This is a genomic window from Microbacterium testaceum, from assembly GCF_001476655.1.
GTDB classification, from domain to species: Bacteria; Actinomycetota; Actinomycetes; order Actinomycetales; family Microbacteriaceae; genus Microbacterium; species Microbacterium testaceum_C.
The window spans coordinates 1-24,346 of the sequence record NZ_LDRT01000113.1; the positions used below are offsets into that span (position 1 = coordinate 1).

The 24,346-nt window shown below is 70.0% G+C and carries 24 protein-coding genes and 1 tRNA gene; 8 read left to right on the forward strand and 17 right to left on the reverse strand.

Annotated elements, in window-relative coordinates; genetic code table 11:
- Both NS220_RS14385 and NS220_RS19795 read left to right on the forward strand, forming a co-directional pair.
- Positions 1-887 (forward strand): CPBP family intramembrane glutamic endopeptidase (locus tag NS220_RS14385; RefSeq protein WP_058624719.1); only part of this gene is annotated, 887 nt, incomplete at its 5' end.
- A gap of 106 nt (positions 888-993) precedes the next feature.
- Positions 994-1,179 (forward strand): hypothetical protein, encoded by a 186-nt coding sequence (locus NS220_RS19795; protein ID WP_153004305.1) that lies wholly within the window; start codon positions 994-996, stop codon positions 1,177-1,179.
- Between the two features lie 3 nt (positions 1,180-1,182).
- On the opposite strand, the gene NS220_RS14390 is transcribed toward NS220_RS19795, so the two are convergent.
- The gene (locus NS220_RS14390; protein WP_058624720.1) at positions 1,183-1,881 is read right to left on the reverse strand and encodes a hypothetical protein; all 699 of its coding nucleotides are present in this window, start codon (positions 1,879-1,881) and stop codon (positions 1,183-1,185) included.
- Between the two features lie 78 nt (positions 1,882-1,959).
- The gene (locus NS220_RS14395; RefSeq protein WP_058624721.1) at positions 1,960-2,424 is read right to left on the reverse strand and encodes an Lrp/AsnC family transcriptional regulator; all 465 of its coding nucleotides are present in this window, start codon (positions 2,422-2,424) and stop codon (positions 1,960-1,962) included.
- A gap of 80 nt (positions 2,425-2,504) precedes the next feature.
- Between NS220_RS14395 and NS220_RS14400 the strand changes: the two genes are divergently transcribed.
- From NS220_RS14400 to NS220_RS14410, 3 genes are all read left to right on the forward strand, one after another.
- Positions 2,505-3,413: a DMT family transporter gene (locus NS220_RS14400; RefSeq protein ID WP_058624722.1), complete on the forward strand. Its 909-nt coding sequence runs from the start codon at positions 2,505-2,507 to the stop codon at positions 3,411-3,413.
- 82 nt (positions 3,414-3,495) lie between these two features.
- Entirely contained in the window at positions 3,496-5,070 is a 1,575-nt protein-coding gene (locus tag NS220_RS14405; protein ID WP_058624723.1) for a molybdopterin-dependent oxidoreductase, read from the forward strand.
- Positions 5,071-5,183: 113 nt separating this feature from the next.
- On the forward strand, positions 5,184-6,278 hold the full coding sequence (locus NS220_RS14410; protein WP_081323197.1) for a sensor histidine kinase: 1,095 nt from the start codon (positions 5,184-5,186) through the stop codon (positions 6,276-6,278).
- Here NS220_RS14410 and NS220_RS14415 read toward each other — a convergent pair.
- The 15 genes from NS220_RS14415 to NS220_RS14485 all read right to left on the reverse strand — a co-directional run bounded on the left by NS220_RS14415 (position 6,267) and on the right by NS220_RS14485 (position 20,490).
- Positions 6,267-6,845 carry an isochorismatase family protein gene (locus tag NS220_RS14415; RefSeq protein WP_058624724.1) on the reverse strand — a complete coding sequence of 193 codons (579 nt, stop codon included), beginning with the start codon at positions 6,843-6,845 and terminating at the stop codon, positions 6,267-6,269. The genes NS220_RS14410 and NS220_RS14415 overlap by 12 nt on opposite strands.
- Complete coding sequence (locus NS220_RS14420) at positions 6,842-9,133, reverse strand: MMPL family transporter (protein ID WP_058624725.1); 2,292 nt, start codon at positions 9,131-9,133, stop codon at positions 6,842-6,844. The genes NS220_RS14415 and NS220_RS14420 overlap by 4 nt, the downstream gene beginning before the upstream one ends.
- A gap of 145 nt (positions 9,134-9,278) precedes the next feature.
- Positions 9,279-9,674, reverse strand: coding sequence for a hypothetical protein (locus NS220_RS14425; protein ID WP_058624726.1), 396 nt, complete (start codon positions 9,672-9,674; stop codon positions 9,279-9,281).
- 68 nt (positions 9,675-9,742) lie between these two features.
- Complete coding sequence (locus NS220_RS14430; protein ID WP_058624727.1) at positions 9,743-10,282, reverse strand: hypothetical protein; 540 nt, start codon at positions 10,280-10,282, stop codon at positions 9,743-9,745.
- Positions 10,283-10,434: 152 nt separating this feature from the next.
- Positions 10,435-10,510 (reverse strand) — tRNA-Thr (locus NS220_RS14435).
- A 64-nt stretch (positions 10,511-10,574) separates the two neighbouring features.
- Positions 10,575-11,246, reverse strand: a complete 672-nt coding sequence (deoC, locus tag NS220_RS14440) for a deoxyribose-phosphate aldolase (protein WP_058624728.1) — start codon at positions 11,244-11,246, stop codon at positions 10,575-10,577.
- An 84-nt stretch (positions 11,247-11,330) separates the two neighbouring features.
- The gene (locus NS220_RS14445) at positions 11,331-12,872 is read right to left on the reverse strand and encodes an alpha/beta hydrolase (RefSeq protein WP_058624729.1); all 1,542 of its coding nucleotides are present in this window, start codon (positions 12,870-12,872) and stop codon (positions 11,331-11,333) included.
- On the reverse strand, positions 12,869-14,047 hold the full coding sequence (locus tag NS220_RS14450; RefSeq protein ID WP_058624730.1) for a DNA polymerase III subunit delta': 1,179 nt from the start codon (positions 14,045-14,047) through the stop codon (positions 12,869-12,871). Before NS220_RS14450 ends, NS220_RS14445 begins: the two co-directional genes overlap by 4 nt.
- 154 nt (positions 14,048-14,201) lie before the next feature.
- Entirely contained in the window at positions 14,202-14,876 is a 675-nt protein-coding gene (gene tmk / locus NS220_RS14455) for a dTMP kinase (protein WP_058624731.1), read from the reverse strand.
- Positions 14,873-17,587, reverse strand: coding sequence for a type I DNA topoisomerase (gene topA / locus NS220_RS14460; RefSeq protein ID WP_058624732.1), 2,715 nt, complete (start codon positions 17,585-17,587; stop codon positions 14,873-14,875). Before topA ends, tmk begins: the two co-directional genes overlap by 4 nt.
- Positions 17,539-17,976 carry an Rv3654c family TadE-like protein gene (locus NS220_RS14465; protein ID WP_242864626.1) on the reverse strand — a complete coding sequence of 146 codons (438 nt, stop codon included), beginning with the start codon at positions 17,974-17,976 and terminating at the stop codon, positions 17,539-17,541. The genes topA and NS220_RS14465 overlap by 49 nt, the downstream gene beginning before the upstream one ends.
- Positions 17,976-18,308 carry a hypothetical protein gene (locus NS220_RS14470; protein ID WP_058624733.1) on the reverse strand — a complete coding sequence of 111 codons (333 nt, stop codon included), beginning with the start codon at positions 18,306-18,308 and terminating at the stop codon, positions 17,976-17,978. Before NS220_RS14470 ends, NS220_RS14465 begins: the two co-directional genes overlap by 1 nt.
- Before the next feature lie 9 nt (positions 18,309-18,317).
- Entirely contained in the window at positions 18,318-18,557 is a 240-nt protein-coding gene (locus tag NS220_RS14475; protein ID WP_058624734.1) for a DUF4244 domain-containing protein, read from the reverse strand.
- Positions 18,558-18,619: 62 nt separating this feature from the next.
- Positions 18,620-19,522: a type II secretion system F family protein gene (locus NS220_RS14480; protein ID WP_058624739.1), complete on the reverse strand. Its 903-nt coding sequence runs from the start codon at positions 19,520-19,522 to the stop codon at positions 18,620-18,622.
- Complete coding sequence (locus NS220_RS14485; protein ID WP_058624735.1) at positions 19,522-20,490, reverse strand: TadA family conjugal transfer-associated ATPase; 969 nt, start codon at positions 20,488-20,490, stop codon at positions 19,522-19,524. The genes NS220_RS14480 and NS220_RS14485 overlap by 1 nt, the downstream gene beginning before the upstream one ends.
- A 433-nt stretch (positions 20,491-20,923) precedes the next feature.
- Here NS220_RS14485 and acs point away from each other — a divergent pair, with 433 nt between their 5' ends.
- From acs to NS220_RS14500, 3 genes are all read left to right on the forward strand, one after another.
- Positions 20,924-22,891, forward strand: coding sequence for an acetate--CoA ligase (gene acs / locus NS220_RS14490; RefSeq protein WP_058624736.1), 1,968 nt, complete (start codon positions 20,924-20,926; stop codon positions 22,889-22,891).
- Positions 22,892-23,043: 152 nt separating this feature from the next.
- Complete coding sequence (locus NS220_RS14495; RefSeq protein ID WP_058624737.1) at positions 23,044-23,724, forward strand: GntR family transcriptional regulator; 681 nt, start codon at positions 23,044-23,046, stop codon at positions 23,722-23,724.
- On the forward strand, positions 23,721-24,346 hold a 626-nt coding region (locus NS220_RS14500; protein WP_193755382.1), incomplete at its 3' end, for an MmgE/PrpD family protein. The genes NS220_RS14495 and NS220_RS14500, both read left to right, overlap by 4 nt.

Below are 24,346 nucleotides of genomic sequence, written 5' to 3' on the forward strand. Positions count from 1 at the left end.
CCTCCCCGGCGTCCGCTCCCCGGCTCTCCCTCGGACCGCTCGGCATCGTCGTGCGGGTCGTCGTGGCCATCGGCATCCTGATCATCGCCAACCTCGTGCCCGCGCTCCTCTCGGGGCTGGTGATCCTCGTCCCCGGCGCGTCCGAGATCTTCGGCGGGTCCTCGCCGTGGGGGTTCGGGCTGGCCTTCGTGCTGCAGGCTCTCGTGCTGGGCACGGTGGTCCTGGGCGTGTGGGCGTGGATGCGGGGAATCGAGCGTGCACCGCTTCGCGCCACGGGCTGGCGCGTCGACCGGCTCTCGGCGGCGTGGCTCCTCCTCGGCGTCGTGGTCGCCGCCGCCAGCGTCCTCGCGGTGACCGCGCTGCTGCCCGCCACAGGGCCCGTCCGTGACGAGGAAGCGTTCTTCGGCGAGCAGACCGCGCCGATGATGATCCCCCTGCTCCTCGCGTACTACCTGGGCCTGGCGTTCGTGCAGCAGGGCATCCCCGAGGAGGTGCTCTTCCGCGGAATGCTGCTCTGGCGTCTGCGAGAGCGTCCGGTCCTCGCGATCAGCGTCACCACGCTCGCCTTCACCGCGATCCACCTCGTCTCGAACGGGGGCCAGCAGTCGGCCGGGGAGCGCGTGATCTACCTCGCCCTCCCCTTCGGTTTCTCTCTTCTCGCCGTCGGCCTGCTGCTGTGGACCGGATCGCTCTGGGCGGCCGTCGGCGTGCACGGCGGCTTCCACGTCGGCAACTACCTCGCTCTCGGATTCCTGCCCGAAGTGAGCTCCGTCACCTCGTGGGTCGCGGTCGGGTCCGTCCAGTCCGCGATCGGGCTCGCGCTTGTCGTCAGCGCGCTTCGCCGCGGGAAGCGCATCCCGGACGGCCGCCCGCCACGCGCGGAATGACACCCGGCGGACACTTCACGCACATCCCCGCTCGAGGCGCAAGCGCCCTGGCATCCGGAACCCCATCGTGTGAGGTGGGTGATTCACCGAACGAAAGAGGGATGCCATGGGAGTTGCACGCTGGGTGGGTACCGGGGCCGTGGGCCTCGCGGGGGCCGTCCTCGCCCGAACGGCGATCGGCCGCGCGGCCGCCGCGGGAACCGTCGCCTACCGCGTGTGGACGGATCCGAAAGTGCAGAAGGTGCGCCGCAAAGTCGTCGCGAAGGTGCGGAAGCAGCGCGCGAAGCGCTGACGCTCAGCGGCCGGGCAGGAGGCCCAGGACCACGCACGCGATCCCGGCGACCCCCAGGACCCCGGCGTACAGCCACCGATGGTCCATGTCGATCGCCCGGACGTAGTAGCCGTTCACCCGGGCCGCCGTGGCGGGGAAATGCAGCCACGCCGTGGCGAGGAGCACGAACGGGGCGGCGAGCGCCACGAGGAAGATCGCGTAGGCGGCCCAGCGTAAGGCGGGATGGTCGCTCACTCCGTCGGCGACGCGTCCGGTCATGTACATGATCGGCAGCGTCGTGAAGCCGATGATCGAGCAGCTCACCCCGAGCACGTAATAGCTCCAGGAATGGGCGCGACTCTTCGTCGTTCGAGCATGCGCGGGGCGCACCGGAACGCGCAGGCGCCAGATCGCCACGGCGACCGCCCCCGCAAGGAACAGGGCACCCGCCGCGAGGTCGACACGGCGATCGAGGACCGCCGTGGTCGCGTTCCGTTCGGCCGCGGTCACGAATTCGGTCGGGTCGAAGCTCTGCAGCGCGAGATAGAGGACTGTCGCCCCGGTCGCGAGGCCCGCCACCATCCACGCCATGCGCGGGACGACGCGGACGTTCTGCGCGAGCACGTCGGCTGTGGCGCCGTACAGCGCGGGGTTGAGCCCCAGCGTGAGACCGAGCCCGACGAGGGTCGTCAGCGCCGCCAGCCAGCGTGTGAGGTCCTCCACGTCGGGGCTCCTCTCGAGCGGGGCGGATGCCGCGGGTCGTGCCATCGTATCGGCGAGCCGCGGGTCGCCCCGGGCGGGTCACCCGAGCGGCAGGGGCGACACCGGCTTCGTCACCGCGAAGGCGAACGTGGTGTCGATCGACGCGAGCGAGGGGATGGCCCGCAGGTTCTCGCGGAGGAGGCGTTCGTACTCCTCGAAGCTCGGAGTCACGATGCGCACGAGATAGTCCCAGTCGCCGGCGAGCAGATGCGCCTCCACGATGTGCGGGATCGCGCGCAGACGCTCCTCGACCGCGTCCACGGTCGCGCCTTCGTGGGAGGCGAGGCGCAAGCGGACGAACGCGGTGATGGTGAGGTCGACGGCCTTGGGCGAGACGACGGCGCGATAGCCCTCGATGATGCCCGCCTGCTCGAGCTGACGGACGCGACGAAGGCAGGGCGACGGCGACAGCCCCACGCGGTCGGCGAGGTCCTGGTTCGAGACTCGTCCATCACGCTGGAGCTCGCCGAGAATGCGACGATCGATCTCATCGAGAAGATGCATGAAGCAGATTCTGCCAATATCGATCTGTTTGGAGCAATTTTCGCAATCGGCTGCGGCGCGAGGATTCCTACGCTGACGACGTGACCACCTTCGCGCTCGCCTCTCGCCCCGCGCTGTCGCGCCGAACCCTCGTCGGCACGGCCGCTCTCCTCGGCGTCATCGCCCTGTGGTCGGCGTTCGCCCTCTCGACCCGGGCACTCGAGGCGACCGGATTGACCACGGCGGATGCCGCGATCCTCCGTTTCACCGTCCCCGCTGTCGTGCTGGCACCGTGGGTCCCGCGGGCACTGCGCGCCCTGCGCGGCGCGGGTAGCGGAGCCCTCGCTCTCGTGCTCCTCGCCGGCATTCCGCATTTCCTGCTCTTCGCGGGCGGTGCCGAGCTCACCTCGGCGGGGCTCACCGGGCTGCTCGTTCCCGGCACCGTCCCCCTCTTCGTCACGCTCCTGCTCTTCCTGCGCCACCGCGCCCCCGTCTCGCGCCGTCGCCTCACCGCTCTCGCCGCGATCGTGATCGGAGTCGCGGCGAGCGCGATCCTCCGCGGCGGCGCGGCCGATCTCGGCGGGATCGCGATCCTGCTGGCCGCCGGCCTGGTCTGGGCGCTCTACACGCTGGGGCTGGCATCCGTCCGCCTGGACCTCGTCAGCGTGATCGTCGTGATCAGCATCACCTCCGCAGTGGCCGCTCTCGCCCTGGCCGTGACCGGTGTGATGCCGTCGCATCTCCTCGAAGGCGCCGTGCCCTGGCCGCAGATCGGGACCTACGCCCTCGTACAAGGGGTGGGCACCGGACTGCTGTCGACCGCGTGCTACGTCGTCGCCGTCAAGAACCTCGGCAGCAGTCTCGCCTCGAGCGCGGGAGCACTGAGCCCGGTGCTCACCGCTGTCGTGGCCGTCCCGCTCCTCGGCGAGCCGATCACCGCGGGCCTCGCGATCGCTCTCGCGCTGATCGTGTCGGGGGTCGCCCTGTTCCACCTCGCTCCGCGACGCTGAGACGACGGCATCCGTTCTCCTGCCCGTTCCGAATAGGGTGTGACGGGCATGCCACGTGCGCTCGTCGGAGACGAGGGATGCCATGACCACCGAAACCACCGGCGCACGCGCCGTCCGCCGACCGCGCACGTGGATCTGGTCTCCGCTCGCCGGGATCGTGTCGGCCCTGGCCCTGCTCGGCAGCGCCGAACTGCTCGCCGCGATCTTCGCTCGCGAGGCCAGCCCCGTCCTGGCGGTGGGGTCCTTCATCGTCGACATCGTGCCGCGACCGCTGAAAGAGCTCGCGATCACGCTGTTCGGGGAATCCGACAAGATCGCCCTGCTGGTCGGGGTGGGACTCGGTGCCGTCGTCGCCGCGGCGATCGCCGGTCTTCTCGAATACCGGTTCCGCTTCATCGGCGCAGCCCTCCTCGCGATCGGCGGTGTCCTGGCGACCGCCGCGATCGTCACGCGCACCGGAGCCAGCGCCCTCGCGTGGCTGCCGCCCGTCGTCGGGACCCTCGCGGGTGTGGCGCTTCTGCTGATGCTGACCGCGCGACTGCGGAGGTGGGTGAGCGCGTCCGAGCGGGACGACGCCCCCGCCGCCGGGGTGAACCGCCGCGGATTCTTCCTCGTTTCGGGGATCGCCGCCGCGACCGCGATCGTCATCGGTGTCGGTGCCCGAGTCGTCAACGTCGCCACGGCGTCGGTCGCCGCCGCGCGCGACGCCCTCCGCCTCCCGTCCGCGCGCAGCACCGTCACGGTGCCTGCCGGTGCGGACCTGGGCGTCCCCGGGCTCAGCCCGATCATCACCCCCAACGCGGACTTCTACCGCGTCGACACCGCGCTCACCGTCCCGAACGTCGACCCCACGACCTGGAAGCTGTCGATCGAAGGCATGGTCGACACTCCGATCGAGCTGAGCTTCGACGACCTCGTCGGCATGGGCCTCGACGAGTACGGCGTCACGCTCACCTGCGTCTCCAACGAAGTGGGCGGCAACCTCGTCGGCAACGCCATCTGGACCGGCGTGCCCATCCGCGACGTCCTGCGCAAGGCGGGCCCGCAGGGTGGGGCCGACATGGTGCTCTCCGAGAGCGTCGACGGGTACACGGCATCCACTCCCCTCTCGTCCCTGGTGGACGACAACCTGGATGCCATCTTCGCCGTCGCGATGAACGGCGAACCGCTGCCGTTCGAGCACGGTTTCCCGGTGCGCATGGTCGTTCCGGGTCTGTACGGCTACGTCTCGGCGACGAAGTGGGTGACGAAGCTGACGGTGACGCGCTTCGACCAGGTGGAGGCCTACTGGACCCCCCGCGGCTACTCGGCCGAAGCCCCCATCAAGATGTCGTCGCGCGTGGACACCCCGAAGATCGGAACTCCGGTCTCGGCCGGCAACGTGGTCATCGCCGGAATGGCCTGGGCTCAGCCGATCGGGGTGCAGGCGGTCGAGGTCAGCATCGACGACGGCGACTGGCAGCAGGCGACACTCTCGACGCCGATCAACGATCAGTCCTGGGTGCAGTGGAAGCTCGACTGGAACGCGGACGCGGGGTCGCACTACATCGTCGTGCGCGCACGCGACAAGGAGGGCAACCTGCAGATCCAGGACAAGGCGGCGATCGCCCCGAACGGCTCGAGCGGGTGGCAGCGGACGCTCGTCACCGTCAGCTGACGCGCGCGTCGTTCACTCGAAGGAGCATGTCAAGTGCTGGTGCCCGTGCCCCCCGCCGGTCAGGATCAGAGAATGCCCTCAGCCCGCACTCCCGAGCACTTCGCCGTGCGCGGATGACCGCCCCCGTACCGCCTCGGGCGGACGACCTGCCCGAGGGGAACAACCGTCCGCTCGCGAGTTTCCGGCGCATCCTGCCGACCGACTGGGACGAGCAGGTCGATCTTTTCGCGATCGTCAAGCTCGACGGCGGCGGCTTCGTCAGCGGATGGAACCTCGGGGCTCAGCTGCTCAAGGGGTACACCGAGGACGAGATCATCGGATCCCACTTCTCCCGGTTCTATCGCGAGGAAGACCGGCTCCGCGGCATCCCGGATCGCTTGCTGGCCGCCGCTCAACGCGATGGACACGTCGAGGACACGGGGTGGCGCGTCCGCCATGACGGCAGCGAGTTCTGGGCCCGCGTGACCATCTCGGCGATCCGGACCGAACAGGGTCAGGTGCTCGGCTTCGTCAAGATCGTGCGCGATCTGACCAGCGAGAAGCAGGCGGCGGATGAACAAGCGGCGCTGCAACGCACCTTCGCCCACGATCTGCTCTCGCCCGTCACCGCCCTGCGCGGCTACATCGATCTCCTCGGCGACGAGCTGCCGCCCGACCACCGTCTGCTTCGGCTGGCTGCCGAGGCGAGCGATCACCTCGTCGCCATGGCGCAGGCTCTGATGACGGATGCGACCACGCGGCCCGGACACGGGGAACGGCAGGCGACGCTCGATCTCGTCACGCGAGGCGCCGTGGCACTCGTCCTCCCTGGCGACGACCCCGGACGGGTCGTCTTCGGGCGAATGGATGCCGTCGCCGTCAAGGGAGACATCCTGGGGCTTCGCCGCGCGGTGGCGAACGTCGTCGAGAACGCCGCCAAGTACTCCGACGACGAGATCACGGTCGAGGTCTACGAGACCGACGAGGGCGCGGTCGTCTCGGTGAGCGATCGGGGCCGAGGCATCCACCCCGACGATCTGCACCGCATCGTCGAGGAGGGCGAGCGCGGGCGGTTCGCCGACGCGCGGGACGGCGGCAACGGGATCGGACTCGCGAGCGTGCAGCGCATCGTGACCGCGCACCACGGCGTCCTGCGCCTCAGCAGCGAGCCCGGAGCGGGAACCCGCGTGACCATCTCGCTCCCGCGGGCCGACGAACTAGATCTCTGAGCTCACCAGCGTCGCTCCGGCACGCTCGATCTCGGCCAGGGCCGCCGCGCTCGAGGTGGGATGCACCCCCGCGACGAGGTCCGTGAAGACGCGGACGGTGCGCCCCGCAGCGACGGCGTCGAGAGCGGACGCGCGCACGCAGTAATCGGTCGCGATCCCGGCGATGTCGATGTCGCGGATCCCGTGGGCCTCGAGGATGTCGGCCGCGGTCTGGCCGTCGTCCGAGACGCCCTCGAAGAGCGAATAGGCCGGACGCCCCTGGCCCTTCTTGAGATGGTGCGTCACACGACTCTCGTCGAAGACCGCGTCGTACTCGGCGCCCTCGGTGCCCGCGACGCAGTGCACGGGCCACGAATCGACGAAGTCGGGGCTGGCCGAGAAATGACCGCCGTTGTCGTCGTCGCCGTGATGCCAGTCGCGCGAGGCGACGATCACGGCGTACTCGTCGGCGTGCGCGGCGAGGTAGTTCGAGATCCGCTCGGCGACCGCGTCACCCCCGTCGACTCCGAGAGCCCCGTGCTCGGTGAAATCGTTCTGGACATCCACGATGAACAGCGCCCTGGTCATGAGTCGAGCCTACGCGCGCTCGCGCGGGTGTCGGGTCCGCTCGCGCCGACCCCCGCGGTGAGCTCCTGACCGGAGCGCTCACGCCGCCAGAGCCTCGAGGGCCACCAGATGACCGCGCCCAGATCGTGCGCGAGGGCGGGCACGAGGAGCGAGCGCACGACGAAGGTGTCCAGCAGCACGCCGAAGGCGACGATGAACGCGAGCTGGGCGAGGAACAGGATGGGGATCACGCCGAGGGCGGCGAAGGTCGCCGCGAGGACGAGCCCCGCCGAGGTGATGACCCCGCCCGTCGCGACCAGACCACGGAGGATGCCCGCCCGCGTGCCGTGCGCGAGCGACTCCTCGCGCACGCGCGACATCAGGAAGATGTTGTAGTCGACCCCGAGGGCGACGAGGAAGACGAAGCCGTACAGCGGGACGGACGGGTCGGCCCCGGGGAAGCCGAGAGGTCCGTCGAAGACGAGCGCGCTCACCCCGAGCGCGGCACCGAACGACAGGATCACCGTGCCGATGAGGAGCACCGGTGCCACGATCGACCGCAGCGGGGCCATGAGGATCAACAGGATCACCACGAGCACGATGGGGATGATGAGGGTGCGATCGCGGATCGACGTGTCGATCGAGTCGATGTCGGTCGCGGTCACCCCGCCGACCAGAGCGGTTCCCTCCCCCAGCTCGTCGGCGAGGTCGACCCGCAACTGACGGACGGCATCGTCGGCTGCCGCCGAGTCCGCGGTGTCGGCGAGCGTCGCGGCGAGGAGCACATCGCCGTCGGAGACGGTCGGCGCGGGCGCCGGAGTTCCCGGAGGGCCGAAAGCGGTGGTCTCGAGAGCACCGTCGACCGCCTGTACGGGTGCCTGTCCCCCCGGGGCATCGGCGGAGAGAACCGCGACGGAATCGATGCCGTTCGCCCGGTCGAGGACCTCGACCGCCGCAGCCGCGCTCCCCTCGGGGACGAGCACGTAGGCGGGGCTCCCCGAGCCGCCCGGGAAGTGCTCGGCGAGGGCCGCCTGCCCGTCGCGCGCCTCGGAGGCGCCGAGCACGAGGTCACTGGCCGGCACGCCGTCCGCGCGGAGCTGCGTGAGCCCCGCGCACGCGGCGAGGAGCACGACCGTGCAGACGATCCAGATCGGTCGCGCGCGACGGGCCACCAGACGCGCCTGGCGAGGCCAGAGGCCCTTCACCGGCACCGTGAGGTCGTCGGGCAGGGCGGCGGTGCCCGGCTTCGGGAGGAATGGCCAGAAGGCCGCGCGTCCGAAGAGGGCGAGGAGAGCCGGCAGGAAGGTCAGCGCCGACAGCACGGCGAACGCGATGCCGATCGATGCGATCGGACCGAGCGCGCGGTTGGTCGCGAGATCCGACAGCAGCAGGCAGAGAAGACCGGCGATGACGGTGCCGCCCGAGGCGAGGATCGGCTCGAACGCCCCCTTCCACGCCCTGATCGTGGCATCCCACCGCTTGTCTCCCGCGCCGATCGCTTCTCGGAACCTCGCCACGTACAGCAGCGCGTAGTCGGTCGCGGCACCGATGACGAGGATGAAGAGGATGCCCTGCACCTGCCCGTTGAGCACCACGATGCCGGCGAAGGCCAGCCACCAGACAGTGAGCAGCGCCACGCACAACGCGAACACCGACGTCAGCAGCACGAGGATCGGCAGCAGAGGCGATCGATAGACCACGACGAGGATGACGAACACCGCTCCCAAGGCCACGATCAACAGCAGCCCGTCGATACCGAGGAAGCCCTTGACGAGGTCGGCCGTGAAACCGGCGGGACCGGTGACCCACGCCTGCACGCCCGTCGGCGCGTCGGACGCGACCAGAGTGCGCACCGCCTCCACGATGTCGCGTACCTCGCCGGAGCTGTCGAGCGGCAAGAAGATCTGCGCGGCCTGGCCGTCCTCGGAGACGACGGGTGGGGAGGCCTCCCCCTCGACGCCCTCGAGGCTCGCCGCCTGGGTCGCGAGCGTGCGCAGTGCCGTGAGCTGCGTGTCCGAGAGGGCGCTGCCGTCGGTGGTCTCGGCGACGATCAGCGCCGGGATCGTGTCGCCGCCGGTGAAGTCGGTGAGACGCTCGCTGACGCGCGTGGCATCCGCCGACTGGGGAAGGAACGACGACTGGTCATTGGTCGCGACCTCGTCGACCTTGCCGAAGAACGGACCGCCGATCGAGCCGCCGACCACCCACAGCAGGACGAGCAGGCTCGGGATGCCGATGCGCAGCCATCGCGAGACGCGGGGGGCGACATGATCGCGGCGGAGAGTGGGAGGCGGGGTGCGGCGAGACATATCGCTAGCTTATCTAGCGACATAGCTTCGCGCCAGTTCCTCTCGGAGTCGGTCCTGCTGCGGCGCCCGGAGTCCTCTCTCTCGCCCGACATCGGCCGCGTCCGGCGTCCGATCCGAGCCGGTCGTCCCTGCGCGGTGCGCGCCCTCACCCCCGCGCGAAGAGCACCACGATCGACAGCACGAACGCGACGAGCCCGAGCCCGAGGATCCCGGCCGAGAGCAGGGACACGAACCGCACCACGGGCGACGAGCGCGTAAGGCGCATCCGGTGCGCACTCCCCCGCCGATAGAAGATGTCGGCCATGTCGGCGGCTCCGACCTTCGCGTCGTCGTGGACGGACAGCGGGGCTTCGTTCACGCCGCCCTGGTCGTCGAACCAGCGCACCACGCGACCGCCGTCGACCTCCTCGACCACCGCGCGCACAGGGAGCCACGTCCCATCGGCGAGGAGGAGCACGACGGCGACGATCGCGAGCAGCGCTCCGCCGCCCAGACCCACCCACGTGAAGATCTCGATGACGGCGTCGAGGGCGTTCGACACGGGTACTCCTGTGGGGACGCGGACGGGGAGAGACGCCGCCGCACGAGCGCGAGACGGGTGCCGTCAGCCTAGCGGGCGGCCTCCTGCGGCTCCGCGCGGACGGGACTCGCCGAAGGGATGCCGCGCGCAAGGCGCCGCGTCCAGATCAGCGCGAGCACGAGCGGCACCGCGGCGACGACACCGAACGACATGTCGATCAGCTGCCACCCCAGGGGCAGGCCGCGCACCGCCCCCGCGATGGCCGCGAGGGGCACGATCCCTACGCACGCGACAAGACCCCACACGATCACCCAGACGTTGCGCACGGGATCGACGAGAGGCCCCACGAAGGCCACGGCGATGAGGAGATGGGCGAAGGCCAGCCAGTCGGTGCCGTAGGCGATGAACGGATACGCCGCGGCGGTGGCATCCAAGCCCTCGGCGACGTGGTTCACCCACCACACCGCTCCGGGGAGGACGGAACCCACGTTCAGCTGCGCCAGCACGTCGCGGGCGAAGGAGAGCTCCTCGCGCAGAGGGAAGGCGGTCACCCCGCTCACGAGGAGGCCCAGGACGACCACGGCGAGACAGAACCGGATGCGACGGAGAAGTGCGGGTGCGTGGGTCATGCGGCCTCCCGGGGTCTGATCCCGAGGGTACGACGGGGCCGTCGTGCGCGCCGGGCGATGCTTCGACGACGAGCGACCGCGGTCCGGGTAGAGGGGCTGCGCGCTACGTCCGCAATGGCAGAAGGCCCGGGATCATCCCGGGCCTTCTGTGGTGGAGCCGCCTAAGGGAATCGAACCCTTGACCTATTCATTACGAGTGAATCGCTCTGCCGTCTGAGCTAAGGCGGCCTGTGCGCGCTGTCGCGTGCACGATCATCGATCTTACATGCTCCAGAGCGTCACGACGTACGCGTCAGTAATCGCCGCTCGCCGAGCGGTCCGCGAGGATGTCGCGGCTCGACGACAGCCCCAGCCGCGTGGCGCCCGCGGCGATCATCTCTTCGGCCGCCGCGCGGGTGCGGATGCCGCCGGATGCCTTGACCTCGGCGCGGTCGCCGACGGTGCGCTTCATGAGCTCGACCGCGTGCGCGCTGGCCCCGCCCGCGGGGTGGAATCCCGTCGACGTCTTGACGAAGTCGGCTCCGGCCGCAACGGCCGCCTCGCACACCGCGACGATCGCGTCGTCGGAGAGCGCCGCCGACTCGATGATGACCTTGAGCACCGTGGGGGCGGGCGCCGCAGCGCGCACGGCGCGGATCTCGGTCTCGACGACCTCGTAACGGCCTTCGATCGCGGCGCCCACGTCGATGACCATGTCGATCTCGTCGGCACCCTGAGCCACGGACAGGGCGGCCTCGGCCGCCTTGACCTCGGCGTGGTGCTTACCGCTGGGGAAGCCGCAGACCACCGCGACCTTGAGTCCCGCGGGCACCTCGACCGGCAGGAACGACGGCGACAGGCACACGCTGTAGGTGCCCAGCTCGGCCCCTTCGGCGATGACGCGCTCGACGTCGGCGCGGGTGGCCTCGGGCTTGAGCAACGTGTGGTCGATGTAGCGGGCCAGGTCGGTGACAGGCGCGGTCATGGGGACTCCTTCGGGTGGGACAGGAACCAGCCTAGGTGGGGAGACGGCGCCGGTGTGCCCGAGAGATCCGGGACGGCTCCGATCTCACTCGCAGCGCAGGCCGTTCTCAGGCACGGTGCCGTCGATGAGGTAATCGTCGACCGCGTCGTTCACGCACGCCTTGCCCTTGTTGTAGCCGAGGTGCCCCTCGCCGACATTCGTGATGAGAACGCCCTGGGAGAGTTGCTCGGCGAGGCGCTGCGCACCGACGTAGGGGGTGGCGGGGTCACCGGTCGTGCCGATCACGACGATGGGCGGGGAGCCCTCCGCCGTGATCGCGCCGCGCGTGCCGGTCGGCGGTGCGGGCCAGGAGGCGCACACGTCCACGCCCTCCCAATACGGTGCCGTGGTCGGGGCGGCCTCGGCGAGGCGCTGACGGAACGCCGCGTCATCGGCATCCGACCCCTCGTCCGGGTAGTCCATGCAGTTGTACGCGACGAACGCTTCCATCGTGTTGCTGAGGTAGCGCCCGCCCTGCCGATCGTTGTAGAAGTCGGCGAGCTGGAACGCGACGTCGGCGCGGCCGTTGCCCACGTCGGTCAGGGCGGACCGCAGGTAAGGCCAGCTGTCTTCGCTGTAGAGCGCCGCGACGATCGCCGTCATGAGGGTGTCTCCCCCGAGCCGGCGCCCGTCGTTCGCGGTGATCGGACGAGCATCGACGCGCGCGAGAGTCGCTGCCAGGTCGGCCATCGCGTTGTCGACCGAGCCGCTGTAGGGGCAGTCCGAGGTGGTGAGGCAGTCGGCCATGAAGGCGCGCAGCGACTGCTCGAAGCCCTCGGCCTGGCCGATCGACGAGTCGGACTGCGACAGGGTGGGGTCGATTCCGCCGTCGAGGACCATGCGCCCGACGCGCTCGGGGAAGAGTCCGGCGTAGACCGTGCCGAGGAAGGACCCGTAGGAGAAGCCCAGGTAGTTGAGCTTCGGGTCGCCCAGTACCGCGCGGAGCAGATCCATGTCCCGCGCCGAGTTCTCGGTGCTGATGTAGGGCAGGATGCCGTCGCTGTTCGCGTCACACGCCTGGGCGAACGCGGCGGCGCGCTCGTTCAACGCCTGCTCGCGCTCGTCGCTGCCCCGCGCGCCCGGAGGGATGTCGTAGAAGTAGCTGTCGAGCCCCTTCGCGTCGTAGCAGCTGACCGCGGTCGACTCGCCGACTCCGCGCGGGTCGAAGCCGATCACGTCGTAGGCGTCGGAGAGCTTCTGATCGACGAGGATCGACAACGACGACTTCACGAGCGAGACCCCGCTCGCACCTGGGCCGCCGGGGTTGGTCAAGAGGGAGCCGACCGGCGAGCCGGAGGTCGCCCGGTGGCGGACGACGGCGAGCTGCAGGTCTCCCTTCGAGGGGTCGCTGTAGTCGCGGGGTGCCGTCACGGTCGTGCAGTCGAGACCGGTGCCGCACTCTTGCCACGCCAGCGCCTGCGAGTAATACGGGAGCAGTTCTGGCGAGATACCGTCGGTCTGCGGGGCGAGCGACGGCCCCGGGGCGGGTGCTGCGGGCGGGATCTGGGCGTAGAGACACCCCGAGAGCGCGAGGACCGCGGTCGCCAGCCCGGCGACGAGCGCGACGAGACGACGCCGCGCGTTCACGGGGCCGACCCGTCGGCGACCGTGATCAACAGACTCTCGAGCGCGAGCAGAGGCGCCGCGTTCTGTTCGAGGTTGCGCCGTGTGTCGGAGATCCGGTCCAGAACCCCCAGCGTGCGGGCGGTCGACCATTCGGCGGCGAGCGCGCGGAGATCGTCGACCCGCTCATTGTTGACGAGATCGGTGTCTCGACCGAATTGCAGCATCACCACATCGCGGAACAGTGACTGGAGATCGGTCAGCACGCGGTCGATCCCATCGCGCAGGCTCCGCGTCGCGCGGCGCTTCTGATCGTCTTCGAGAGCATTGACCTGACCGCGCACGGACGGCGGGACGGCGGCGCCTTCGGCGACGCCGAGCATGCGCAAAAGGCTCCGACGCTCTTCTTCGTCGCGGGTGGCGGTCAGCGCCTTGGCGTCGTCGGTCGCGAGGCGGACGATGCGTCCCGCGACCTCGACCGCGTCACCGATCCCGCGGACGCCGAGAACGGCGGCGAGCGTCTCTGCGCGGCGGGCCCGGGCGTCGTCGTCGGTCGCGAGGCGTTGCGCCATGCCGATGTGACGCTGGGCATGGCGGGCCGATTCTTCGGCGACGTCGGGCGCGACCCCCGTGCGCTCGACGATCAGAGCGGCGACGTCGGAGACGGAGGGCTGGCGCAGACGCAGCACGCGCACGCGAGACCGGATGGTGGGGAGCAGATCGGCATCGCTCGGCGCGCAGAGCACCCACACGGTCTGCTCGGGCGGCTCTTCGAGCGCCTTCAGCAGAACGTTGGAGGTGCGCTCGGCCATGCGGTCGGCATCTTCGACGACGATCACGCGGTGCCGCCCCAGCGAGGGCGCGAACGAGGCGCGTTCGACGAGGCGACGTGCTTCGTCGATGCGGATCACGACCTGCTCGGTGCGCAGGGCCGTGAGGTCGGGGTGCGTGCGGGCGAGCACCTGGCGCTGCGCGTGTTCGTCGCCGGGTTCGGCGATGAGCGCGGCGGCGAAGGCGTACGCGAGCGTCGACCGGCCCGACCCGGGGGGCCCCGTGATGAGCCACGCATGAGCGAGGGCCGCGGGGTCGGAGGCGGCGGCTTGCAGCGTCTCGATGGCCTCGGGCTGGCCCCACACCGCATCCCAGGGGAACGGCGCGGGAAGGGCGACGTCGGGAGAGGAGTCCAGCACGGCGGGCATGCGTTCCACCCTAGACGGGGGTTCCGACACCGCTGCTGGCGATCCGCTGTGCACGCGCCGAGCGAAGCGGCCTGAGGCACCGTCCGTCAGAGCGGAAGCCCCCCGCCGCAATTCACCCGCGAGGACGCCGCCGGGCACCCTTCTCGCCGTGGCGTCAGGAGAGGCGGGATGCCACAGCCTCGCGTACGCGGCTCGCGAGCTCGGGCACGGGCTGGCGAGCGTCGAGCACGACGAACCGCTCGGGCTCGGCCGCGGCGAGCGCAAGGAAACCGTCGCGCACGCGAGTATGGAACTCGCCCTTCTCGGCCTCGAGCCGGTCGAACGGCTTCTCATCGGCGTCGAGTCGCGAGCGTGCCGCCGCGGGATCGAGGTCGAGGAGCACGGTCAGATCGGGTAGCAGGCCTCCCGTCGCCCAGAGCGACAGGTCGCGGATGTCGCCGGCGTCGAGCACTCTTCCCGCCCCCTGATAGGCGACCGAGGAGTCCAGATACCGATCCTGGATGACCACGTCTCCCCGCGCGATCGCCGGCCGAACCACGGTCTCGATGTGGTGGGCCCGGTCGGCGGCGTACAGCAGGGCCTCGGCGCGCGGCGCGATGTCTCCGCGGTGGTGCAGCACGATGTCGCGAACGAGGACGCCCACATCGGTCCCGCCCGGTTCACGGGTGCGGACGACCTCGCGGCCGTTGTCGTGAAGCCACTCCTCCAACAGCGCGGCCTGCGTGGTTTTACCCGCGCCGTCCCCGCCCTCGAACGTGACGAACAGACCAGGCCCCCCGGCCGTCGCGGCGCGAGGGGCGCGCGGCGGCCGGGTCGAATCCGCGGTCACGACTTCTTCGCCGGCGCCTTGCGCGTGGTCGTGGTCTTTCGCGCGGCGGTCTTCTTCGGAGCCGGTCCCTTGGCGCGCTTGTCGGCGATGAGCTCGACGGCGCGCTCGAAGGTGATGGCCATCGCGTCTTCGCCGCGGGGCACCGTGGCGTTGGTCTCCCCGTCGGTGACGTACGGGCCGAAGCGACCGTCCTTGAGCTTGATCGGCTTCCCGCTCACCGGGTCGGCGTCGAACTCTTTCAGGGCGCTCGACGCGCGGCGCGCCCCGTACTTGGGCTCGGCGTACTTGGCGAGGGCCTCTTCGAGCGTGATGTCGAAGATCTGCTTCTCGTCGTCGAGCGACCGGGAGTCGGTGCCCTTCTTCAGGTACGGACCGAACCGCCCGTTCTGCGCGGTGATCTCGGCACCGGACTCCGGGTCGACCCCCACCACGCGCGGGAGCGACAGCAGCTGCAACGCGGTGTCGAGGTCGATGGTGTCGACCGACATCGACCGGAACAGCGACGCCGTGCGGGGCTTGGGCGCCGCTTCCTTCTTCGTCGCCCTCTTCTTGGGCTGCTCGATGACCTCGCCCGTGGCGGCGTCGACCTCTTCGGGTTCCTCGGGCTCGAGCTCCTGCACGTAGGGGCCGAAGCGCCCGTCCTTGACGACGATGAGCTTGCCGTTGTCGGGGTTCTCCCCCAGGACACGGTCGCCGGCCACGGGGGCGTCGATGAGCTCCTGCGCCTTCTCGGGCGTGAGCTCGTCGGGAGCGAGGTCTTCGGGGATGTTGACGATGCGCGGCTTGGCCTCGGGGTCGGCGCCGGGCTCGGTCACCTCGAGGTAGGGACCGTACTTGCCGAAGCGGAGCGTGGCGGTGTCGGTGATCCGCGTCGAGTTCAGCTCGCGCGCGTCGATCTCGCCGAGGTTGTCGACGATGTGGCGCAGGCCGATCTGCTTGTCGGAGCCGAAGTAGAACTCCTTGAGCCACTCGGTGCGACGCTGCTCGCCGCGGGCGATCGCGTCGAGGTCGTCTTCGAGGGCCGCGGTGAAGTCGTAGTCGACGAGGTCGGCGAAGTGCTCCTCGAGCAGACGCACCACGCTGAACGCGAGCCAGCTCGGAACGAGCGCCTGACCGCGTTTGGTGACGTAGCCGCGGTCGAGGATCACGCCGATGATGCTGGCGAACGTCGAGGGACGACCGATCCCCTTCTCTTCGAGCGCCTTGACCAGGCTCGCCTCGGTGTAACGCGGCTTCGGCGAGGTGCTGTGGCCCTTGGGCTCGACGTCGCTGACGGCGAGCTCGTCGCCCACGGCGACCGCGGGCAGCGACTGGTCTTCGTCGTCGTCGCGGCCGTTGCGCTTCTCGTCGGCCCCTTCCTCATAAGCCTCGAGGAAGCCCTTGAAGGTGTAGACGGTTCCGGATGCCGTGAACTCGGCGACCTTCTCGTCCGCCTGGACGGTGAGGGTGACGGTCGTGGTCTCGTACTTGGCATCCGCCATCTGGCTGGCGACGGTGCGCTTCCAGATGAGGTCGTACAGCTTCTGCTCGTCGCGATCGAGCGAGGAGGCGACCGACGCCGGGGTGCGGAAGTTCTCGCCCGAGGGACGAATGGCCTCGTGGGCCTCCTGCGCGTTCTTCGACTTGCTCTTGTAGACGCGCGGGCTGGCCGGGACGGCCTTGTCGCCGTACAGCGAGACCGCCTGCGCGCGCGCCGCCGAGATCGCCTGGGCGGACAGCGCGACCGAGTCGGTTCGCATATAGGTGATGAAGCCCTTCTCGTAGAGCCGCTGAGCGACGCCCATGGCGTGCTTGGCGCTCATCGAGAGCTTGCGACCGGCCTCCTGCTGCATCGTGGAGGTCGTGAAGGGGGCGCGGGGGCTGCGGGTACCGGGCTTGGCCTCGACCTTCGCGACCGTCGCACGACCGGCGGCGGTCACCGCGTCGGCCAGAGCCCGAGCCTGCGCCTCGTCGAGGACGACGACGGCCTTCTTCAGCTGCCCGTTGTCGTCGTAGTCGCCGCCGCGCGCGATGGGGGCGCCATCGAGACGGTTGAGACGCGTGGTGAAGGAGGAACCGGCCTGCGAGGCGAGCGCCTCGACGTCCCAGTACGACGCGGAAACGAAGGCCATGCGCTCGCGCTCGCGCTCGACGACCATGCGGGTCGCAGCGGACTGGACTCGGCCCGCGCTGAGCGCGGTGCCCTCGCGACCCGAACCGACCTTGCGCCAGAGGACGGGAGAGACATCCCACCCGTAGAGACGGTCGAGGACGCGACGGGTCTCCTGCGCGTCGACGAGCGAGACGTCGAGGTCGCGCGTGTGCTCCGCGGCTTCGCGGATGGCGTCCTTGGTGATCTCGTGGAAGATCATGCGACGCACGGGGACCTTGGGCTTGAGGACCTCGAGCAGGTGCCACGCGATGGCCTCGCCCTCGCGGTCACCATCAGTGGCCAGCAGGACTTCGTCGGCCGTCTTGAGCGCGCGCTTGAGCTCGGCGACCGTCTTGGTCTTGCGGTCGTTGACGACGTAGTAGGGATCGAAGTCGTTCTCGACGTCGATGGAGTACTTGCCGTAGGCCGCCTTCTTGTCGGCCGGGATCTCTTTCTTGGACGCGAGATCGCGGATATGCCCGACCGAGCTGAGGACCTCGTAGTCGTCACCGAGGTATCCCTGAATCGACTTCATCTTGGTCGGGGACTCGACGATGACGAGCTTCTTGCCGTTTGCCACTGGGGTCCTTTCTTCGCTGCACACCATACACACGCATTCCTGGTGGGGTTCCCGGGGAGCGCTCGGGCGGTCGCTTCGGGGGGACCGGCTCGAGAATGTGCATCGAACGGAATCCCACCGTACGCCGTCCCCACGGCCACCGTGGCGACGAGGCCGTCGAGCACGCACTCCTCGAGCGTCGCTCCCCCCGCTGCGGCGACCGCGGCGGCGGCATCGCAGGGCAGGCCGTCGACGGCGCCGCTCGCCGTGTCCGCGGCGGCGAGAGCGGCGGCATCCGCCGTTCCCGCCAACTTCTGCGCCTGCACGGCCGCGCCGCCCGCCGCGGCGAGTGCGAGCGTCAGACCGACGGTGACAGCGATGATGCCGACGACGGAGACGGTCCCGGCCATCAGCCACCCCCGTCGAGGGCGCACGCGCGAGCCGACACGGGCGGAAGCGGAACAGAGAGCGGAACGGGCGCCGACGCCTCGACGCACACGAGCCCCTCTCGATGGGACACCGACATCGAGGCCCCGATCTCGCCGAGGGCGGCGAAGGCCCGCGCGTCGTCGCCGCGGCCGAGAAGGCGCGCCGACTCCGCGGACACGTGCTCGAGCCGGACGGCCGCTGCCGCCGACGCCAGCACGCCCACGCCGAGGGCGAGCACGACGATGACGGCCGGGACGGCGACCGCGAATTCCGCCGTCACCGACCCGCGCTCGTCGCGGAGGAGGCGTCTCACCGGGACGCCCTACTGAACGGTGAGGGCGCGGCGGACGAGATCGGTCAGGATGCCGCGCACCTCATCGCTCCTCATGATCACGACCAGCAAGCCGGCGAAGGCCACCGCTGCCATCGTGGCGATCGCATACTCGGCGGTCGCCGCTCCCCTGTCATCGAGGAACAGCGAACCCGCGCGCCGGCTCGTCAGGAGCGGGAGCACCGGTGCGTTCGGGGCGGGGGCGAAGGGGAACGGAATGCGGACGGTCATGGGAAACCTCTTTCGGCGGTACGGGTGGGATGAGTCGGAAGGGCGGACACGAGAAGCAGGAGTCAGAACGGGGAGCCCCCGGAGCGGAGCACACCGATCATGAGCGGGGCCACGGCGAGAAGGAGGAAGGCGGGGAGGGTGCAGACGCCGAGCGGAAGAAGAAGACGCGTGGACAACCGTGCCGCCGCTTCGCGCCCTTCGGTCCGCGCGGTGCGGCGGGCGAGCCAGGCATCACCGCGCAGCAGTTCACCGGCGGGGACCCCCGCCCGCACGGAGAGATCGAGGGTGGCTTCCGCGCGAAGCAGGCCCTCGTCATCCGGGAGGGGGCCAACGCGCCGCTCCGCCGCGACGAGCACGCGGGCCCGTTCCATCGAGGCCCCGGCCGAGAGGGCGACCGCGAAGAGTTCGGCGGTCATCCCGGGCACGGCTGTCGGAGGTTGCGCGCGACGCGCCAAGCGCCGGGACCAGATGCGGGCGACGATGATCAGTACGACCCCCGCTCCGAGACACAGCCGGCCCAACGGGTCGACGGTGAGCACGCGCATCGTGTCGAATCCGAGGAACACCCCGAGTGGAACACCCGCGAGCGGGAGCGCGGCGAGGAGCCGCGCCGTCGCGAGAGGTTCCGTCAAAGCGACCTTCACGTCATCGGCGATGTCCCGCGCCTCGCGGAGAGATGTGCCCACCTCACGAAGAGTGTCGGCCAGGGGCGCACCCACCGAGGTCGCGACGGCCCAGACCGCGGCGATATCGAGCCATCCCTCACCCGCGTTGCGCAGAACGACAGCGACGTCGTCACCCGCGGCGGCCGCGGCGGCCGCGTCGTGCGCCACCGGCCCCGCGTCTTCGGCCAGATGCCTCCACGCGGGGGCAGCGTTGAGCCCAGCCGAGAGGAGAACGGCGAGACGGAGGACCGTGTCGAGGGGGTCCGCGGCGGCGGGGCGCGCCCGACGGTGCAAGAGCATCACGTCCACCGCTCCGGTTCGATCGACAGCCGCCCGTCTCGAAGCAGGGGGCGACCGACGCCGACGATTCGGCGGCCGTCGGAGGTGCGTTCGACATGGATGACCGTGTCCAGGGCACTCTGCGCCTGCCGCGCTGTCGTCGCCGCGTCCATTCCCGCCAGCGCGCCGAGCGCCTCCAGGCGAGAGGGGACGTCGGAAAGGCTCCGGGCGTGCAAAGTCCCTGCCCCTCCGTCGTGCCCGGTGTTCAACGCGAGGAGGAGCTCACGAAGCTCTTCACCGCGGCACTCTCCCAGGATGAGTCGGTCCGGCCTCATCCGCAGTGCCTCGCGAACCAGACGGGCAAGCCCGATGCCGCCCGCCCCCTCGAGGTTGGGTTGTCGCGCCTCGAGGGCCACGTGATGTGAATGCGCCGGGCGGAGCTCGGCCACCTCCTCGATCGTCACGAGACGTTCGCCGCCGGGAACGCGAGAGAGAAGAGCGCTCAGCAACGTCGTCTTCCCCGCTCCCGTCGCACCCGTGATTAGCATGTTCGCCCTCTGGTCGACAAGTTCTTCGAGCCGGTCGCGCCCCCGAGAGGTGAACATTCCCACCTCTTCCAACCGCTGCAGGTCGGGCGCGTCCCACCGGGGAACACGGATCGAGATCGCCGTCCCTCGCGTCGACACGGGCAAGAGCACGGCATGCACCCGGATGCCACGATCGAGGCGCACATCGACGCACGGTGACGCGTCGTCGAGGTGTCGTCCGCCGAGGGCGATCAGGCGAACCGCCAGGCGACGCACGTCGCTCTCTTCCGCGCGCCAGGAGGGCACCGCCTCCACGCCGTGTCCGCGGTCGATGAAAAGCCCCTCCTCACCATTGACGAAGAGGTCGGTGACCGCCGGGTCGTCGAGAAACGGCCGGAGGAAGGCCAGCGCCGGATCGCGCCAGACGAGCGAGGGAGGCCGGAGGGGGAGGACGGGAGACATGCCGATGACCGTACGAGGATGGGCATGCACCTCGCCGACCAGGATCGCCGATCCGTGGAGAGATCGCGAAGAAGCTCTCCTGAGGAGGGGGGTCGATCACCCTGCGCCGCCGTCCGGCACTGGACGGGGCTGAAAAAAGAGGGGGCGGCATCCCATCAGTGGGGGGCGAGGGATGCCGCCACGCGCCGGCGGAAATTGGGGGGCTCCCACCGACGCGAATGCCGGAAGCGATGTTCGGGCATGTTTAGGTTACGCGCCCTCGACGGCACCGCCAACTCCCCACACGCCGCGCGGCCCTGATATATCACCTGTTTCTTTTCCGAGGGATGCCAACTATCGGAGGTGGCCGGGTGGCGCGAGCCCTCGCTAGCGTCATCACGATGATGATGACCGCGAGGACGCGGCATCCCCAGGACCGCGAAGGAGCGCCGCGATGAGCAGCCAGATCGACCATCTCCTCAACGAAACCCGGCGTTTCGCCCCCTCGGCGGAGTTCGCCTCCGCGGCTGTCGGCGACCGCAGCCTGTACGAACGCGCCGCCGCCGACCGGGAGGGGTTCTGGGCGGATCAGGCCCGGGAGCTGCACTGGCACAAGCCCTTCTCTCGAGTGCTCGACTGGTCGAACCCGCCGTTCGCGGAGTGGTTCGCCGACGGAGAGCTGAACGTCGCCTACAACTGCCTCGACCGCCACGTCGAGGCCGGTCACGGCGACCGCATCGCGTTGCGCTGGGAGGGCGAGCCCGGCGACCAGCGGAACGTGACCTACGCCGAGCTCACCGCTGAGGTGAAGCGCCTCTCGAACGTCCTGATCGAGCTGGGGATCGAGCCCGGCGACCGCGTGGCCATCTACCTGCCGATGATCCCCGAGGCCATCGCCTCGATGCTCGCCGTCGCACGCATCGGCGCCGTGCACTCCGTCGTCTTCGGCGGGTTCTCGGCCGACAGTCTCCGCTCGCGCATCGACGACGCCGGCGCCAAGCTCGTCATCACCGCCGACGGCGGCTGGCGCAAGGGCAAGGTCTCCCCCCTCAAGCCCGCGGTCGACCAGGCCCTCGCCGACCGCAACGGGTCCGGCATCCAGGAAACGGTCGAACACGTGCTCGTGGTCAAGCGCGGCGAGAACGACGTCGACTGGGTCGAGGGGCGCGACCTCTGGTACCACGACGTCGTGCCGCAGGCCGCCGCCGAGCACGAAGCGGAGGCGTTCCCCGCCGAGACGCCGCTGTTCATCCTCTATACGTCCGGCACGACCGGGAAGCCGAAGGGCATTCTGCACACCTCCGGCGGCTACCTCACGCAGGCGGCGTTCACGAACCGCGTCGTCCACGACGTGCACCCCGAGACCGATGTCTATTGGTGCACGGCCGACATCGGGTGGATCACGGGCCACACCTACGTCACTTACGGACCGCTCGCCAACGGGGCGACCCAGCTCCTCTACGAAGGGACGCCCGACGCCCCGCACCCCGGGCGCTGGTGGGAGCTCATCGAGAAGCACGGCGTGACGATCTTCTACACCGCGCCCACGGCGATCCGCTCCTTCATGAAGATCGGACGCGACGTCCCGCAGAAGTTCCATCTGTCGTCGCTGCGCCTGCTCGGGTCCGTCGGCGAGCCCATCAACCCCGAGGCATGGATCTGGTACCGCGACATCATCGGCGCCGACAAGGCCCCCATCGTCGACACCTGGTGGCAGACCGAGACGGGCGCGATCATGATCTCCGCGCTCCCCGGGGTCACCGAGACGAAGCCCGGCTCGGCGCAGGTTCCCGTCCCGGGGATCTCGATCGCCGTCGTCGATGACCAGGGCGAGCCCGTCGGAAACGGCAGCGGCGGCCTGCTCGTCATCACGGAGCCCTGGCCGAGCATGCTGCGCGGCATCTGGGGCGATCCCGACCGCTACCGCGAGACGTACTGGGAGAAGTTCGCCGACAAGGGCTACTACTTCGCCGGCGACGGGGCCCGCCTCGACGACGACGGTGACGTGTGGCTCCTGGGCCGCGTCGACGACGTGATGAACGTCTCGGGCCACCGCCTGTCGACGGCCGAGATCGAATCGGCTCTCGTCGGTCACGAAGGGGTGGCCGAGTCCGCGGTCGTCGGCGCGTCGGATGAGACCACGGGTCAAGCCGTCGTCGCCTTCGTCATCATCAAGAGCAGCTACCTCAAGCAACATCCCATCGAGGGTCTCGGTGACGAGCTGCGCCGTTGGGTCGGCGAGCAGATCGGCCCGATCGCGCGCCCTCGCGACGTGTACATCGTCGGGGAGCTGCCCAAGACCCGCTCCGGCAAGATCATGCGTCGCCTCCTCCGCGACGTCGCCGAGGGACGCGAGGTCGGCGACACCACGACGCTGGCCGACACCGCGGTCATGAGCGTCATCAGCGCCCAGGTGAAGTAAGCACCTCGACGCGAAGGTCCCGGATGCCATGCCTGCGGCATCCGGGACCTTCGTCGTTTTGGATACATTGGAGGGAAAAAGCGGATAAAGATGGTCACTCTAACCCGTTTGCGTATACACTCGCTGTACCGACGGAGTTGAGGAGGCCCACGATGCGCGCGAGCGACCAGGCCTACGCGACCCTCCTCGACGAGATCCAGACGGGGGTGCTCGCGCCCGGCACCGTTCTCGGCGAGGTCGAGCAGTCCGCCCGTCTCGGCGTCAGCCGCACTCCCCTGCGGAGTGCACTGGGGCGGTTGGCCTCCGAGGGGCTCGTCGCGCAGTCGTCGCCGCGTGTCACCGTGGTCACCGATGTGCAGAGCGCCGACATCCGGTCCCTCTTCACCGTGCGTCGCGCCCTCGAGGAGACCGCGGCGCGCCTGGCCGCGGCATCGCCTCTCGCCCCCTCGTTCGCGGGCATGGCGGAGGCCTTCGCCTCCGCCGACCTCGACGGCGACGCCGCTCGGGACGCGTACTACTCCCTCATCGCCGACTTCGACGCCGCGCTCGATGCCGCCGCCGACAACGACTACCTCGTCGGTGCGCTGCAGAACATCCGGATCCACCTCGTGCGCGTCCGACGCCTCGCCCGGTACCGCCCCGAGCGGCTCGCCGCCTCGGTCGCCGAGCACCGCCTGATCGCCTCTGCCATCGCGGCCGGCGACGGCGACCTCGCCGCTCACGCCGTGCACGTGCACCTGCACAACGCCCTCACGAGCATCCTCGACTCGCTCGAGACCTCCCCCGCCCTCGCGCCTCGCGCGCACTCCACCGGCCGAAAGAGAACATCATGACCATCACACACCGCGTTCGTGTCCACCGCAGCGAGGAGAATCTGGCTCGGGAGGGGCAGTTGGCGTGGTCGCTGGCGCGGGTGGCGGTGGATCCGGTTGCGGTGGATGCCGAGGTGGTCGACATGATCATCAACCGGGTGATCGATAACGCGGCGGTGGCGGCGGCGTCGTTGTCGCGGGGGCCGGTGAGTGCGGCGCGGCAGCAGGCGTTGGATCATGCGGTGTCGATCGGGGGGTCGGGGGCGACGGTGTTCGGGTGCCTTCTGGAGCGGCGGTCGAGCCCGGAGTGGGCGGCGTGGGCGAACGGCGTCGCCGTCCGCGAGCTCGACTATCACGACACGTTCCTCGCGGCGGAGTACTCCCACCCCGGCGACAACATCCCCCCGATCCTCGCCGTCGCCCAGCACACCGGTCGCGACGGTGCCGCCGTGGTCCGGGCGCTCGCGACGGCGTACGAGGTGCAGATCGACCTGGTGCGGGCGATCAGTCTGCATAAGCACAAGATCGATCACGTCGCCCACCTCGGCCCGTCGGCGGCCGCCGGGATCGGCACGCTCCTCGGGTTGGATCAGGCGACGATCTACCAGGCGATCGGGCAGGCCCTTCACACCACGACCGCGAC

Bases quoted from the DNA above. Each gene is read 5' to 3' on its own strand.
- NS220_RS19795 (WP_153004305.1), top strand. From the start codon at position 994: ATGGGAGTTGCACGCTGGGTGGGTACCGGGGCCGTGGGCCTCGCGGGG.
- NS220_RS14395 (WP_058624721.1), bottom strand. From the start codon at position 2,424: ATGCATCTTCTCGATGAGATCGATCGTCGCATTCTCGGCGAGCTCCAG.
- NS220_RS14405 (WP_058624723.1), top strand. From the start codon at position 3,496: ATGACCACCGAAACCACCGGCGCACGCGCCGTCCGCCGACCGCGCACG.
- NS220_RS14410 (WP_081323197.1), top strand. From the start codon at position 5,184: ATGACCGCCCCCGTACCGCCTCGGGCGGACGACCTGCCCGAGGGGAAC.
- NS220_RS14415 (WP_058624724.1), bottom strand. From the start codon at position 6,845: ATGACCAGGGCGCTGTTCATCGTGGATGTCCAGAACGATTTCACCGAG.
- NS220_RS14420 (WP_058624725.1), bottom strand. From the start codon at position 9,133: ATGTCTCGCCGCACCCCGCCTCCCACTCTCCGCCGCGATCATGTCGCC.
- NS220_RS14430 (WP_058624727.1), bottom strand. From the start codon at position 10,282: ATGACCCACGCACCCGCACTTCTCCGTCGCATCCGGTTCTGTCTCGCC.
- deoC (WP_058624728.1), bottom strand. From the start codon at position 11,246: ATGACCGCGCCTGTCACCGACCTGGCCCGCTACATCGACCACACGTTG.
- NS220_RS14450 (WP_058624730.1), bottom strand. From the start codon at position 14,047: ATGCCCGCCGTGCTGGACTCCTCTCCCGACGTCGCCCTTCCCGCGCCG.
- NS220_RS14465 (WP_242864626.1), bottom strand. From the start codon at position 17,976: ATGGCCGGGACCGTCTCCGTCGTCGGCATCATCGCTGTCACCGTCGGT.
- NS220_RS14475 (WP_058624734.1), bottom strand. From the start codon at position 18,557: ATGACCGTCCGCATTCCGTTCCCCTTCGCCCCCGCCCCGAACGCACCG.
- NS220_RS14480 (WP_058624739.1), bottom strand. From the start codon at position 19,522: ATGCTCTTGCACCGTCGGGCGCGCCCCGCCGCCGCGGACCCCCTCGAC.
- NS220_RS14485 (WP_058624735.1), bottom strand. From the start codon at position 20,490: ATGTCTCCCGTCCTCCCCCTCCGGCCTCCCTCGCTCGTCTGGCGCGAT.
- acs (WP_058624736.1), top strand. From the start codon at position 20,924: ATGAGCAGCCAGATCGACCATCTCCTCAACGAAACCCGGCGTTTCGCC.
- NS220_RS14495 (WP_058624737.1), top strand. From the start codon at position 23,044: ATGCGCGCGAGCGACCAGGCCTACGCGACCCTCCTCGACGAGATCCAG.